At 70.5% G+C, this 15,195-nt stretch carries 11 protein-coding genes; 5 read left to right on the forward strand and 6 right to left on the reverse strand.

Going from position 1 to position 15,195, the window contains the following annotated elements; genetic code table 11:
- Window positions 1-250: 250 nt before the first annotated feature.
- Window positions 251-1,180, reverse strand: coding sequence for a hypothetical protein (locus AC08OO_RS13470; protein ID WP_476618567.1), 930 nt, complete (start codon window positions 1,178-1,180; stop codon window positions 251-253).
- Window positions 1,181-1,444: 264 nt separating this feature from the next.
- Window positions 1,445-3,049: a recombinase family protein gene (locus AC08OO_RS13475; RefSeq protein ID WP_476618568.1), complete on the reverse strand. Its 1,605-nt coding sequence runs from the start codon at window positions 3,047-3,049 to the stop codon at window positions 1,445-1,447.
- A 402-nt stretch (window positions 3,050-3,451) separates the two neighbouring features.
- Here AC08OO_RS13475 and AC08OO_RS13480 point away from each other — a divergent pair, with 402 nt between their 5' ends.
- Entirely contained in the window at window positions 3,452-4,381 is a 930-nt protein-coding gene (locus tag AC08OO_RS13480; RefSeq protein ID WP_476610756.1) for a hypothetical protein, read from the forward strand.
- The gene (locus AC08OO_RS13485) at window positions 4,378-5,871 is read left to right on the forward strand and encodes a hypothetical protein (RefSeq protein WP_476610755.1); all 1,494 of its coding nucleotides are present in this window, start codon (window positions 4,378-4,380) and stop codon (window positions 5,869-5,871) included. Before AC08OO_RS13480 ends, AC08OO_RS13485 begins: the two co-directional genes overlap by 4 nt.
- A 192-nt stretch (window positions 5,872-6,063) precedes the next feature.
- On the opposite strand, the gene AC08OO_RS13490 is transcribed toward AC08OO_RS13485, so the two are convergent.
- A complete protein-coding gene (locus tag AC08OO_RS13490) occupies window positions 6,064-6,729 on the reverse strand; it encodes a response regulator transcription factor (protein WP_011436856.1) in 666 nt (221 codons plus the stop codon).
- Window positions 6,726-8,147: a sensor histidine kinase gene (locus tag AC08OO_RS13495; RefSeq protein WP_476618569.1), complete on the reverse strand. Its 1,422-nt coding sequence runs from the start codon at window positions 8,145-8,147 to the stop codon at window positions 6,726-6,728. The genes AC08OO_RS13490 and AC08OO_RS13495 overlap by 4 nt, the downstream gene beginning before the upstream one ends.
- Before the next feature lie 652 nt (window positions 8,148-8,799).
- On the opposite strand from AC08OO_RS13495, the gene AC08OO_RS13500 reads away from it, so the two are divergent.
- From AC08OO_RS13500 to AC08OO_RS13510, 3 genes are all read left to right on the forward strand, one after another.
- The gene (locus tag AC08OO_RS13500) at window positions 8,800-10,239 is read left to right on the forward strand and encodes an ABC transporter permease (RefSeq protein ID WP_476610752.1); all 1,440 of its coding nucleotides are present in this window, start codon (window positions 8,800-8,802) and stop codon (window positions 10,237-10,239) included.
- A 103-nt stretch (window positions 10,240-10,342) separates the two neighbouring features.
- Window positions 10,343-11,026 (forward strand): ABC transporter ATP-binding protein, encoded by a 684-nt coding sequence (locus AC08OO_RS13505; protein WP_476618570.1) that lies wholly within the window; start codon window positions 10,343-10,345, stop codon window positions 11,024-11,026.
- A 52-nt stretch (window positions 11,027-11,078) separates the two neighbouring features.
- Window positions 11,079-12,389 (forward strand): ABC transporter permease, encoded by a 1,311-nt coding sequence (locus AC08OO_RS13510; protein ID WP_476618571.1) that lies wholly within the window; start codon window positions 11,079-11,081, stop codon window positions 12,387-12,389.
- Between the two features lie 82 nt (window positions 12,390-12,471).
- Here AC08OO_RS13510 and AC08OO_RS13515 read toward each other — a convergent pair whose 3' ends face one another.
- Window positions 12,472-13,311 (reverse strand): alpha/beta fold hydrolase, encoded by an 840-nt coding sequence (locus tag AC08OO_RS13515; RefSeq protein ID WP_476610750.1) that lies wholly within the window; start codon window positions 13,309-13,311, stop codon window positions 12,472-12,474.
- A 3-nt stretch (window positions 13,312-13,314) separates the two neighbouring features.
- On the reverse strand, window positions 13,315-15,195 hold a 1,881-nt coding region (locus AC08OO_RS13520), incomplete at its 5' end, for a condensation domain-containing protein (RefSeq protein WP_476618572.1).

Raw genomic sequence — 15,195 nt, forward strand, 5'->3', positions numbered from 1 at the left:
CGACTGACCCCAACATGCGGCAGGCCCCCCGCACCGTATCCGGTGCGGGGGGCCTGTTCCTGTAAGCGTCTAGCAAGCGGCTACGGGCGTGGGGTCCGGGGGACGAGACCGATGCCACGGATCACTCCGCCGCTGGCCCGCAACATGGCCTCGTGGCATAGGGCGCACGCCAACGCCGTTTCTCTCCCATCGGAGACGATCACCAGTGCGGGTGCGGCACAACGGGGTGTCTCACACGTCGGCACGTCGCTCATCGCGCGTCCCCCGGTCCGGCCGTGACCAGATGCGCCCGTGTCTGCCTGCCGTAGCGCACGGTGAACCCCAGCGCGTCGAGCGTGGCCGCTACCGCGTAGGTCAGCACATCACCCACCCCGGCCGGGACGGGCCGATTCGCCGTGGGGATGGTGGCCATCCGGGGATGGGTAGCCCACCCCAACGCCACCCCCCGGTACGCACCCGTGCGCACCGGGACAAGCAGGACCCCGCCGGTTGCCTCCCGCCCGGTAGTGTCCGCCACCGGCACCCCCGCCAGCACGAGCGCACGCGCTACCCGCACCGTGAGCAGCGCGGTAGCGTCCCGGGTCGCGCGCACCCTCCCCCCATGGTCATCGGTGAGCCGCGCGACCTGTTCGGACCACAGGCGATTAAACGCGAGATCATCCGGTGCGGAACGGCTCGTCAGCGTCCCGTCCGCCGCTACCACCCCGTAGCCGACGGCGCTACCGGGATGGTCATCCCCCGCCCGGACTGCGTCATACCGGTCCGCCCACGGGCCGGCAACCACCCGCCCGTCCACCACCGTCCAGAACGCCGGAACCGACGCCCGGTCGTGGCGGGCACGCGGTCCGCGCGTCGCATCCTGCGAGGGATCGGTGCGCCCCGCATGCGGCACGGTCGGCATCCACCCGCCGGACGCGAGGGGACCGTCCGGGACGGTCGGCGCGTCGTTCCCGGCGGTCGGGAACGGAAGCGGACGGAAGACCAGCGCGACGTGATGCCGGTCCCCACGGAAGTCCCGGTACACCGCACCGGACGGCAGATCAGCGCACGCGGCCATCAAATCATCCGGATCCGCACCGGGCAGGATCATCAGATGCCGGTCACCGGTCGACGCGGGAAGCACGTAGGCCAACGGGCGGTCGTCATACGGGGTGCGCTCGTCATCAGGCACGATGGGCATGGGTCTTCGACTCCTGCTGGACTCAGGGGATGGGGATCAAGGCCCCGGGTTGGCGTTGGCGCGCCAACCCGGGAGCCGCTTACGACGGCCGGTCCGGCCGTCCGGTCATGGGGACCGTGCTTAGGGGACCCCGCTACGGGGTCGTGGGGGGCATGTCCGCCGTGCCCCTCGGGTCCACACGGGTGGGGGGTGGGGTGACCAGCGCGTACCGGGCAGGGATCATCCCGCTACCCTGACCGAGACCACCGTGCGCAGCTCGGGTCTTCACCACCACGCCCGCAGCTTCCCATTTTTCACCCGTGGGTACACCCACGAATAGGACATGCCGGTGTCGGCGCACAGTTCTTTCACCGTCCGTCCCTCGGGTGTGGCGAGGGACCGCCGAAGCACGGTTTCCGGGTCCGGTAGAGCCGGTATTTCCTTGCCCGTGCCTTCCCAGTCGAACCGCGCCACACTGTGATCTCCGTAGCGGACAGGTAGCCGCAGAATCAGAAGCGGAAACGCGGTGCGGACCATGGTCCGTAGGGCCTCAAAGTCTTCGTCCGCTTCCGCTTCCGTCCACCGCGCTTCTATGTCCTGCGTCAGCGTCCGTGGGTCGGCGGGGATATCCAAGGCAGACAGCTTTGTCTGTAGTTCCTCTATCTTCGCTGTGATCGGCTTCATGGCCCGGTCGACCCGGGCCACCGTCCATGTCCCTGTTTTCTCCGACAATTCGTCTGCTTGCTTATTCCAATGAGCAAGCTCGCTTTCTGTACTGAGACGTTCGCGGTTCGCGGTGTCCGCACGCTCGGCGATGTCCGCCGCGAATCGCGGATCCGACAGGCGTGCGATCACCGCTGTCCGTACGGCATCCTCCGCTACCCGCGCGTCAATGTAGTTACCGCATCCGATCGCCACGTCGACGTGGCAACGGTAGGCCCGTTTCACCTTCCCGTCCGGGTAGGGTGGTAGATGAATGTTCTTCCGGCCGTACAGTTTTGAACCGCACGGGCAGCGCAGCAGACCCGACAGGACGTGCCGCTGTCCCGCCGGACGGCCCGGCCGCCGCGAGGCCAACAGCGCGCACATCAGCCTCCAGTCCTTCTCGGACACCACCGGGTCGAACCCACGGCGATTCCCGACCGCCTCACCCTCCACCATGATGACACCCGCCAACGCCGGACGGATCAGCGTATTTACCAGGGTTGTACGTGTCCACAGATTACCGTTCACCGTACGCACCCCACGCCGGTTCAACTCCGCAGCAAGCGGGGCCACCTTGATTTCACCGGCAAGCAAACTCCGGTAGCATTCCCGGACCACCGCCTGTTCCGCGTCTAGCACCGCCCTCTCCACCGGCGTGCGGGGATCGCCCGGTTCCCACCCCGGCGGGGCAGGAAGAAACCCGGGCATCCCAAAACCCCGACCGCCACCATGCGGATTACGCCCACGGGCCGCTTTCCGCCGGTTTCCCCTACGCACCCGCTCACTGATCTTGTCGGACTCGGCGGCGGCATCCACCATTTCTTTGCGGAAAATCCGCCTGCCTTCCGCCGTATTCAGATCATACTCTCCAGCGGACGACCAAATAAGCCGTCCTGCCCGTGCGGCTTCGACAAGCCGCTCACCCTCCATAATCTTGCGGGAAAACCGGGTCACATCAAGAACCCACACCCCCTGAGCTTCCCCGCTTTCCAACCGGGCCATAAGCCGGTCCCATTGCGGCCGGGCAACCCTCGGGTTCCACGCGCTTTTCGCATCGTCCCGCCATATCCGGCCCAGCACACCACCCCGCCGGGCGATGTCCGTCTTACCCATGTCGATCTGTTCATCGACGTTGATCACAGAGCCGTCGTCACGGTACGACAGCCGACCGTAGACGTCGATCACGGGCCGGTCGTCGTCACCGCTGTCCGTCCCGCCCGCAAGCGGTCCCTCTCGCGTCGTTGCCATGTCTCGATATTAGAATCGTCCCCCGCCTCCGGCTTCGAGTGCTTCCCCACGCCGAACTGCCTCTCCCCCCTCGGGATCTACCAGCCGCCATAATCTCACCGGAGCAGACGCAGCCGAGGCACGATTCCCATCACTTGCCGGCTCTGTAACCACCGAAGCCACAAGCAGCGCCTCCCAGCACGGGAAGGACCCGGCGATGCCGGACCCGGCTTCACATGGAGGTCGCCGGCCGGTTTCCCCCTTTCCCGTGGGCGCCGAAGGACGGGCCGTGGTCGGTATGCCTGTTGGGCTGCGATATCGTGGCGGGCGCTGGAACGTGGCCGGGTATTCGGGGGAACCGTGGGCGTCGCCATTGTTGATGCGGTCAAGCTTGCGAAAGACAACAAGCGTTCGTACGAGCAGCTCGAAGCTCGCTGTCGGCTGCTGGCCGGGCGAACGGCTGCCGAGACAGAGGCTCAGCAGCGGGCCCGTGCTGAGCTGTATGACGTGGCGCTGGTGCCGTTCCAGGAGGTGTTCAGTCGGCTGAAGAACGTCGATCTGGCTGAGCTCGCGAAGATCGACCTGCTGGTCGGCGGGGAGCTGCCGGACGTCGAACTGCGTCGGCTACGGATCAGCGTGGTCCAGTCACTGGGGGCGCTGGCTGCTGGGGCGGTGGCCGGCGCCGGGGCGGGTGGTGCGACGTTCGCGGCGGTCGGGGCCTTGGCGACGGCCTCCACTGGGACGGCGATTTCAGGGCTGTCCGGTGCTGCGGCGACGAGCGCGACGTTGGCCTGGCTGGGCGGCGGGCCGATCGCCGCCGGTGGTGGTGGGGTCGCGGCCGGGACGACCGTGCTGGCGGGCATCGTGGCGGCGCCGGTGGTCATTGCTGTGGGCGGGGTGCTCGAGTGGCAGGGGCGCAGGGCCCGCACCGGTCAGCGCGAGACAGCGGCGCAGATCGCCGAGGCGGCGGCTGACTTCGGACGGGCGCAGGCGCAGGCGGCCCTCGTGCGTCGGCGCAGCCGGCAGGTCCGGGACATTCTCAAGGACCTGCGCGTCGCGATGACCGTCCGGCTGCCGCTGCTGGATACGCTCGTCACCGCCAACCCGGACTATGTGACCTACACGATCGAGCAGCGGCAGCGGGTGGCACAGCTCGTCGGGGTCGCCTCGACCACGGTGACGGTGATGAGTACGCCGATCGCCGGCGAGGACGGAACGGTGGATGTGCAGGTTCGCCAGGTCGTTCTCAACGCCAAGCAGCGGCTGCTCGCCCTGCCCCGGCCAGCGTGACCACCTCTGGTTCTGCCCTGCCTCACGGCAGACGCGAGAGGCATATCGGGCTGCTTCCCGGTGGCGCGGACGCCGCGGTCTGGTCGATCATCGACCAGACGACCCGCCGGACCGCGGCGGAGGTGGTCGAGACACTGAACGGCCGCGACACTGTCGTCAAGCTGGCGCGGCGGTATGCCAACCATGGCAATCCGCAGCGTGCCGGGCACCTGTTCGAGGTGATGCACGCGGTCGGATTCAACCGGCACGCGGCCCGCGCGGGCTCGACGGTACGCGCCCAGGTCCTGGAATGGACACAGGGCGGTCCGCAGAATGGTCCGGTCGACATCCGGCTGTCTGACGGTGGCCGGATGGTCGCCGAGGTGCAGGCCAAACTCGTCGACCGGGTGTCGGACACGACCCGCCAGATCTCGCGATCCGCGTATCAGGGCATGGGGCGACTGGTCGCAGGAGACCGGGTCGACGCCGTCCACGACCTGCTCGACCGGCGGCTGGGCATGAACCAGGAGGGGATCTACTTCGAGGGCTACGCCGACGCGGCGGCTTTCAGCACCGACCGGCTCACGCACGGGTCGGTGCACAGCGATTCGATCAGCTACCGGCAGGCGCAGGACGCCGCCCACAACCCGGCCCGATGGGCCAACCACCAGATCGCCGCCGCAGCCGGGCGAGACATCGCCACCTCCAGCCTCACTGGAGCCGCCGCAGGCGCGCTCGTCGGCGCCATGGTCACCACGGCCAGCGAGACCGCCCGGATCCGTGCCGGCGAGACCTCCGCTGGCGCCGCAGTCATCACGGTCGCTGGCGGCACCGCCCGCAACGCCGCCCGCTCCGGTGCTATCGGCACGATCTCCGCTTCCGTCCGCACCGCGGCCAGCAGCGGTCTTCTGCCCAAGGCGCTGGGCAGCGGTACCGTGCCCGCCGCCATGGCTGACGCCGTGTGGGCCGTCGCCGACGCCGGCCTGGACCTGGCCCGCGGTCGCATCGACCCCGGCGAGTTCGCTGCCCGCAGCGTGACGGGGACCGCCAGGACCGGCCTGATGTGGGCCGGCGGCCTGGTCGGGCAGACCGTCGTCCCCGTCCCCGTCCTCGGAGCCCTCGTCGGTGGTGTCGTCGCGCAGGCCACCGCCGCCATCATCGTCCAAGGACTCCAGCTCGCGATCGTCGCGGCCCGCGCCGACGGCGCCAGCCCCGAGCTACTCGCGGTCCTGGAAGCCGAGACCGTCACCACCGCGGCCACGGCCGCGCTGATCGGCCAGGCGACCATGACTCTCGGCGAGGATCAGCGCGCTCAGGTCACCCGCGCCGCGCTACCCGACCTCGCCCACGTCCAGACGACGCTCACCACCAGCGATCCCAGCACCGCAATCATCGAACTTGCCACCGTTACCTGCCACCACGCCAACCAGCCGCTGTTCACCACCCTCGACGAATTCAACCAGTGGATGGCCGACACCGACGCCCCGCTCATCCTCAACCCGAACTGGTAACCCGAACTGGTAACCCACACCGAGCGCGCACCACGTTTCCCCGATCCGGCCGGTGGCACACCGGCCGGGTCTCGAGACCACGTCATCGGGAGACAACGAGGACCGGAACGGCATCGTCGATCTGGCCAGGTAGGGCATCACGGCAGACGACGGCGAAAGACCACCCGGACTGCCCACGTGCGCCCCGCCGGGTCAGTCGGCCGGGATGATCCGGTAACCGACCCCCGCGAGCGTCTCGATGACGGGCGGGTCGCCGAGTTTGCGACGCAGCCGTCCGATGGTGACCGAGACGGTCTTGGTGAAGGGGTCCGCGTACTCGTCCCAGACCTGTTCGAGCAGCCGCTCGGCACTCAGCGGGGCCGGCATCGCGCGCAGCAGTGCCTCCAGTACGGCGAATTCCTTGGCGGAGAGATCGAGTCGCCGCCCGTCACGGATGGCGGTGTGGCGCAGTGGGTCGAGTTCGACACCGCCGGCTTTGAGGACGCGTGGCTGCGCGGTGGGCCGACGCCGGGCCAGTGCCCGCACCCGTAGGACGAGTTCGGGAAAGTGGAACGGTTTGGGGAGGTAGTCGTCCGCGCCGAGGCTCAGCCCGGTGACACGATCGGCGCTGGTGTCGGCCGCGGTGAGCATCAGAACCATGGCCGGGTCCTCGGAATCTATGATCATCCGGCACAACATGTCACCGTTCAGGCCGGGGAGGTCACGGTCGAGCAGCACGACGTCGTAGCGGTTGACATCGAGTTTGGCAGCGGCGTCGAGACCGTCGTAGCTGACATCGACGGCCATGCCGTGGTCACGGAGGCCTTCGGCGATGTCGTCGGCGAGGCGGTGCACGTCCTCGACGACGAGCACTCTCACCGCGACCCCCCGGGCCTCACCGCGACCCCGGCCTCACCGCGACCCCCCGGCACCCTCGGCACCCTCGGCACCCCCGGCACCGGAGCGCGGCCGACGAGCGGCATGGTGATGACGGCCCGCAGACCGCCCTCGGGTCGGGCGCTCAGGTGAAGAGCGCCGTCATGGGCCGCGGCGATCGCGGCGACGATCGACAGCCCGAGCCCGACGCTGCCGGCGGTCGTGCGGTCGGCGGCCAGGCGGCGGAACGGCTGCCCGAGCTGCTGGACGTCGGCGTCGTCGAGCGGCGGCCCGGCGTTCTCGATCGTCAGGTGGGCCATCCTGGCGTCATCCGTGCCGCCGGTGGAGGGGTGGCAGCGGACCTGGACCTGGACATGGACGAAGCCGCCGGGATGGTTGTAGCGCAGGGCGTTGTCGAGGAGGTTGTCGACCAGGCGCCGCAGCAGCGTCGGGTTTCCGATGACCTCGACGGCCGCGAGCTGACGGTGGATGTGCACGCCCAGCTCGGCGGCGTGAGATTCGCGGGCTGCCAGCGCGGCGACGACGAGGCCAGTGAGCGAGACGGCGGCATCATTGCCGGGTGCCCCCTGATGGGCCCGCGCCAGGGTGAGGAAGTTCTCGATCAGCCGGTCGGCCTGGTCGAGCCCCTCGCGGAGCTTGCCGGCGAGCACGGTGACCTCCCACGGCACGGGCTGGGGTTTGCCCTCGGCGACATCGAGCGAGGTCCGCATCATCGTGAGCGGGGTGCGCAGCTCGTGGGAGGCATTGGCGACGAAGCGTCGCTGCGCCTCGAACGCGGTCTCCAGGCGGGCCAGCAGCCCGTCTATGGTGTCACCGAGGTCGGTGAGTTCATCCTGTGGGCCGGGTAGGTCCAGGCGCTCGTGCAGGTTCTCCTGGGAGATCCGCAGGGTGGTCGCGGTCATCGTGCGCAACGGGCGCAGCACCCGGCCCGCCACCAGCCAGCCGAGCCAGATCGACACAACCGCCATGATCGCCAGTGCGATCCCGGACTCGACGAGCAACTGGTGCAGGTAGCTGTGGTGGACCTGCGAGGCGACCGCCGACGAGGCCCGTGGCGGGGCCGGTTGCCCGTTGAGTGGGCCGCCCTGGGTTTCCGGCATGCCGGTCGGGGTGGTGGTGATCTGGATGGTGGCGGTGACGTGCAGCACCAGAAGATACGTGATCGCCAGCAGCGCGGCGCCGGACAGGACGAACAAGCTGCCGTAGAGCAGCGTCAGGCGCAATCGGACCGTGCGCGGGAGCAGCCTCGCCCACGGCCACCGACGGAGGCGGGCGACCAGCCCGCTGGAACGCGGGACGGCAGCGGCGGCTGACACCGCCCGCCGAGCCGGCTCGGGCGGCTCGGCGGGTGCACCGGACGCCGCGGCAGCCGTCCCCGCCCGCTCGGCCAGGTCACTCACGCTTGGCTGCCACCTCTCGCAGATCCCGCACTGGAACCACCGTGCACTGAAACCACCGTCGCCTGTTGGCGCATGGGAACGGGAACCGGCTTCGGTGCGACCTTCCGCCCTCCCAGGATCCCACCCGCGCGGGTAACAGGGCGGTAACAGCTGACGTTGACCCCGTGTTGCCGCCCCCGTCATATCAACGTCCCAGCAACCGGACGCAGCCGAGAATCGGACCGAGCGCCGATCCCGCACCTGACGAGGACGTGAGCGAGATGAACAACACACCACAGGCCACACCACAGGCCATGCCGCAGACCACACCACAGACCAGAGCCGCGGACCGGTACCCCGCGACGCCCGCAGCGACGCCCGCAGCGACCAGGCGGTCTTCGGCGGCGCGCAGGACGGTCGGCGCCGCGGCGGTTGCCCTGTGCCTGCTCGGCGCCGCCGCGTGCCAGGGCTCGAAGACGTCGCCCGATCCCGGGTCGGCTACCAGCTCGCCGGCTACCAGCTCGCCGGCTACCAGCTCGCCCGACCCGGGTCAGGTTCAGCAGCAGCAACAACAGCAGGCCCCGGGTGATGGATCGCGGCCAGATCTGGGTACCCCGTTCACGCCGTCCGGGCATTCGTCGGCGAGCCTGCCCCCGCTGTCCGGAAACGGGTCATGACCGCGCTCGGCACCCACAGGCCGGCCCACGCACCGGCGACATCCTCGAGCAGGTTCTTCGTGACCTACCTGCTGCGCGGCCTGCGGGGACGGGCCCGGCAGACAGTGATCGTCGCGGTCGGTCTGGCGGTGGGGGTCGCTGCGGTGGTCACGCTGACCGCGGCGTCGACGGGCGTGAGCCGGGCGCAGACCACGGTGCTCCACTCGCTATACGGGGTGGGCACCGACATCTCGGTGACGACGGCGGCCACCAGCGGCTCGGGTTCGAGCGGTTCGGGTTCGAATCAGGGCCTGGTCACGTCCGGAGACGCGGGCAAGGAGTTCTTCCGGCTGCCGCCCGGCCTCGGGCTGCTGGATTCCTCAGCCCTGGCCCCGATCTCGAAGATGTCCGGCGTGGCCGAGGTCGCGGGCGGCCTGAGCGTGGGTGAGACGGTCGTCGGCCCGACGCCGTCCACCGGCGGGCTACCCAGCCTCACCTCGACCAGCATCGACGGGGTCGATGTCGCGCACCTCAAGCTCGGCCCGTACGCCTCCGGCACGCTCACCTCGGGCCGGTCCTTCACCACCGCGGACGCCGACGCCGACCGCGCCGTGATCGACGCGCGTTACGCGGCCGCGCACAACCTTGGGGTGGGCTCGACGATCGTGATCGCCAAGACCCGCTTCACCGTGATCGGCATCATCAGCCAACCAGCCGCCAGCGACCCGGAGGACGTCTTCATCCCGCTCGGCCGCGCCCGGGCACTCGCCTCCTCCGCCCGGCCCGACCTGGCCGGGAAGCTTACCGCGATCTACGTGGCCGCCGCCGGCGCGGCCGACATCCCCACCGTGCACGACAAGATCGCCAAGCTGCTCCCAAGTGCCACCGTCACCAGCTCGTCGGACCTGGCCAGCAGGGTCAGCGGGTCGCTGGCCAGCGCCGCCGACCTCGCGCGCGACCTCGGCCGCTGGCTGGCCGTGGCGATGCTCCTCGCCGCATTCGCGCTGGCCGCCCTGCTGACCACCGCCGCGGTGCGGCGGCGGGTTCGCGAGTTCGGCACGCTCAAGGCACTCGGGTGGCATACCCGGCGCATCATCGCCCAGATCATGGCCGAATCGCTCGTGACCGGCCTGGCCGGAGCCGCGGCCGGAATCGGGCTCGGGTTCGCCGGCGCCGCCGTCATCGACGCGATCGCCCCCACGCTGACCGCGGCCGTCGCCCTGAACCCCGGCTCGACACCACCCCAGGGCGCGCTGATCAAGAATGGCAGCCTTGAGACGATGACGCTGCCCGGCGGGGTGCACACCCTCAGCGTCCACCTGCACGCCACCGTCGGGGCCGCGACGATCCTGCTCGCGGTCGTGCTCGCGATCGTCGGCGCGGTCCTCGCCGGCGCGCTCGGCAGCTGGCGCGTCGCCCGGCTGCGCCCGGCCCACGCCCTCGTCCGCGTCGCCTGACCAGCCCACCAGCCCACCAGCCCACCAGCCCCGGTCACTCGCACCCGCTTACCGCCCTTCCCGAGGTCGAACCGAGCTTTCCCGAGATCGAATCGAGAACCCGATGTACACCCTTACCGGCGTTTCCAAGACCTTCCGCGCCCGTGGCAGCACCGTCACCGCGGTGCGGGACCTGAGCCTGTCCATTGCCGACGGCGAATGGCTCGCCATCCAGGGCCGCACCGGCAGCGGCAAGAGCACCCTGCTGCAGCTGTTGGGCGGCATGGACCGGCCCAGCACCGGCACCGTCAACCTCGACGGTCAGGACCTGGCCACGATGTCCGAGAAACAGCTCACCGAGATCCGTGCCGCCCGGGTCGGCTTCGTGTTCCAGATGTTCAACCTCATCCCCACCCTGTCCGCGATCGAGAACGTCGAAGCCGCCCTCGTTCCGCTGCGCACCCCCGCTGTCCAGCGCCGGGAACGCGCGGCGGCAGCGCTGGCGGCCGTGGGCCTGGCCGATCGAGCCGGGCACCTGCCCTCCGAGCTGTCCGGCGGCCAGCAACAACGCGTGGGGATCGCCCGGGCCCTGGTCAAGGAACCCAGCGTGCTGCTCGCCGACGAGCCCACCGGCAACCTCGACGTCGACACCCGCGACGAGATCCTCACGCTGCTCGAACAGATCTGGACCGCCAACCAGCTCACGCTCGTGCTCGTCACCCACGACAGCGCCGTCGCGGCCCTCGCCGAACGTGTTGCCGTCATGAACGACGGCAAGCTGGACATCACCGGTACGCGGATCGGGTGACCGGCATGTCAAACGCACGCCGCCGGTCGGCGAACGCACGATCGGAGCCCTCATGTTCGTCCTGACCTATCTTCGACGTGAACTGCGGCACCGGTCGCGTCAGGCGATGCTCGTCGCCACGGGGCTCGCCGTCGGCGTCGGGCTCGTCCTCACCACGACGGCTACCGCCGCCGCGGTCGACGACGCGCAGACCGCGGTGCTACACACGCTGAACGGGATCGGCACCGACCTCACCGTCACCGCCACACCATCGGCCGACCGTCGCGCCGGCGCGACCGGCAGCGGCAGCGCGGACGGCGCGAGCAGCACGGGCCTGTCGGTGGCCGGCGGGGCGGTGCTGGATTCGTCGACGGTGCGGGCCATCGCCGGGCTGGCGCACGTCGCCGGCGTCGCGGACTCGTTGGTCCTGAGCGAGATCACCCTCCCGCCGACCGGCTCGGGCGGCATCCCGACCAGCACGAGGATCGACGGGATCGACGTCACGCGCCTGGGCCTCGGGCCAGCCGCGTCCGCCACGCTTCGCTCGGGCCGTTCCCTGTCCCGGGCCGACAGCCGCGGCGACGTCGCGGTCATCGACACCCAGTACGCCGCCACCCACCACCTTGGCGTCGGATCGACGATCACCGTTGCCGGGACCCGGTTCGCCGTCGTCGGGATCGTCTCCCAACCCACGGCCACCGGCGCGGCCAGCATCTACCTCCCGCTCGCTGCCGCCCAGCGGCTGCCCGCCGGTCAGCACTCGGAGCCGCTGGCGGGGAAGGTAAGCACGATCTACGTCTCGGCGAGCACCGCGGCCGACGTCGGCGCGGTCGAAACCGAGCTCGCCGCGCTCCTGCCCTCGGCCACCCTCAGCAGCTCACGCGACCTCGCCGAGGCGGTCAACGGCTCTCTCGCCAGCGCCACCACCCTCATGCACGATCTCGGCACCTGGCTCACCGTGGGCGTGCTGTTGGCCACCGTCGCCGCCGCCAGCCTGTTCACCCTCGCCTCCGTAACCCGGCGGACGCGCGAACTCGGAACCCTGAAAGCGATCGGCTGGACCAGCTGGCGCGTCATCACGCAGATCATGGCCGAGTCCGGCACGGTCGGCCTCGCCGGCGCGGCGCTCGGAGTAGCGGTCGGCTACGCCGGCATCGGTCTTGTCAACGCGGTCGCACCGACCCTGACCGCCACCGTCGGCACCGGCACGGGAACCGGCACCGGCGCGCACAACCTCGCCGTGCACCTGAACGCGCACACCGAGCCAAGCACCCTCGCGGCGGCGGCCCTGATCGCCATCGCCGCGGCCCTGATCGCCGGCACGCTCGCGGCCTGGCGCACGACCCGGCTGCGGCCGGCCCACGCCCTGGCCGAGGTCGAATGAACGCCAAGGCTCCCACGCACCTCCATCACCGGCGGCCGGGGCTCGATGACGGAACGGGTCGGCCGTGTTGATTACCGCGGCACTACGTGACGATGACCTGACCGGGCACTGCGCGGGTCGCTTGCCGAGCAAAGAAGCCCAGAACGGCCGAGTTCACTTCGGTGGGGCGTTCCAGGTAGCCGTAGTGGCCGCAGCCCGGAATTTCTTCGTAGGTGGCTCCCGGGATGGCCTCGGCGACTTCGCGGCACAGCGGTGGACGGACTATCAGGTCGTCCTGGAAGCCGATCACCAGACAGGGGCACTGGATATGCGCGAAGCCCGGCCGGCGGTCGGGGATGAGTTCCAGGCCCAGTTGGCCGCGGGCCGCCGAGAGGGTCACCGCGGAGACCTCGAAGACGTCGAGCCAGTCCCTGATCTGCCGTTCGTCGTTGAGCGTACGCGGCGAGAGGCTCTGCAGCGCATGCATAAAAGCCGCATAACGCGCAGGTACCGTGACACCGCTGTCGTACAGCTCTATTTCGGCTAGGGACATGGCGGTGGCCAGCGCGTCGGACCTGCCGCGGGTCGCCATCAGCACGGCCTGCCCGACCAACCGGGGCCGGGCGACGAGCAGCTCCTGCACGATCATGGCGCCGAGCGAGAAGCCCACAACCCGGCAGCCCTCGATGCCCAGATGCTCGATGAGGGCGGCGGTGTCGGCCACCATGTCGGCCAGCGTGAACCCCTCAGGCCCGGTGTCGGAGGGCGGAATGCCCCGGTTGTCCATCGTGATGACGCGGTAGCCCGCGGCTCGCAGCGCCGGCACCTGGTGGGTCCGCCAGACGCGCCCGGGGGCTCCCGTCCCGGTGACCAGGAGGACCGGCGCTCCCACGCCGTAGTCATCGAAGCTCAGGTTGATCCCGTTGATCCGAGCCACCGGCATCGGCTAGTCCTCCATCGCGATTTCCGCTTCCAGCTCCTCAAGCTGCTGCTGGGCCAGGCTGAGCAGCGGGAAGTCGGACGGGCTGTGCCCGCCGGCCCCCGGGCGGCCCGCCTGAGCGGCCAGCCCGGTCAGCATCGCCACCCACCCGTCGGTCAGCTCCCGCACCGCGTCCGGCTCGAGAAGACCGGCGGGCCACGACAGCGACACGGTGAGCTCGGGCCCGTCGGGCCCGTCTTCGACGATCCCGTCCGCCTCCAGCGCGTGCGCGACGGGCATCCGCTCGGGCATGTCCCCGCCCAGCGCCACCGGCTGCCACTCCTCCTGCCTGGCCGAGGTGGTGAACCGGCCCAGGTAGTTGAACCCGATCTGCGGCACCGGTGGCGCGGCCAGCGCCGGTCCCGTGACCATGTTGAGATAGCGCAGCACGCCGAAGCCCAGGCCATCGCCCGGCACCGCCCGCACCTGCTCCTTCACCCGCTTGATCACCACGCCCGCGGCATCGCCACCCGCCCGTACCTCGGCGAAGTCCACCCGACCCGGGTCCAGCCGGACGGGATGCACGCTGGTGAACCAGCCGACCGTACGCGACAGATCCACGTCATCGGCCAGCGGCTCGCGCCCGTGCCCCTCCACATCCACCAGCACCGGGCCTGGCACCCCGCGCCATTCGGTCACCGCCAGCGACAGACCTGTCAGCAGCACGTCGTCGATCCCGGCGTGGAACACCGCGGGTACGGTTGTCAGCAGCGCCGCCGTCACGTCACGCGGCACCGGGACCGACACCCGCCGTACGCTCGACACCGTGTCGCGAGCGGGGTCCAGGGGACGCCCGCCCAGCGGCGGCTCGGGATCGGCCAGCAACCGCTGCCACCCAGGCAGTTCCGCCACCCGCGCCGGGTCGTCCGCCGAGCCGGCCAGCAGCCCCGCCCACCGGCGGAACGAGGTGCCCACCGGCTCCAGCGAAGCCCCCGTACAGGCCGCCGCCAGGTCCGGCAGCAGCACCCGCCACGACACCCCGTCGACCACCAGGTGGTGCGCCACCAGCAGCACCCGGCCGGGGGCATCCGGCCCCCGATCCAGCCACACCACCTGCAGCATCACCCCGGCCTCCGGATCGAGTCGCCGCGCCGCCGACCGGCCCACCGCGGCCACCAGCGAGGTCAGCTCGGGCCCGGTCAGACCGGCGGCGTCCACCCGGTGCACCGACGAGGAGGCGTCCAGACCAGGCGGCGGAATGTCCAGCCGCCACGAGGCGACGTCCGGACCGGGGCACACCAGCCGCGCCCGCAGCGCGTCGTGCCGGTCCACCAGAGCCTGGACCGCCGTGACCAATCGGCCCTCGCCCAGCCCAGCTGGCACGATCGTCAGCACCGACTGGGAGAACCGGCGCAGCCCGGTCCGCTCGGCCACCCAACGCATCACCGGGATCAACGGGACCTCACCGACGGCCAGGTCGTCGACCGCCGGTCCGGCTGGCCTGCTCTCCGCCACCAGCGCGAGGCGGGCGGGCGTCTTGTCCTCGAACACCTGCCTGGGCGTGATCACCATGCCCGCCCGGCGGGCCCGGGCCACCAGCTGCATCGACATGATCGAGTCGCCGCCGAGGTCGAAGAAGCTGTCGTCGGCCCCGACGTACTCCAGGTGCAGCAGCTCGGCGAACAGCGCGCACAGCGCTTCCTCGACGGGCGTCCGGGGCTCCCGGCCACCGGCCAGGCCCGCGAAGTCGGGAGCCGGCAGCGCGTCCCGGTCCAGCTTGCCGTTGACCGTCAACGGCAACGCGTCCAGCACCACCACCGCGGAAGGAACCATGTAGTCCGGCAACAGCCCGGCCGCGAAGTCCCGGAGGTCCGAGCCGTCCCCGGCGGTCCCGGCGGTCCCGGCAAC

This window comes from Frankia sp. CeCAU1 (assembly GCF_977971845.1).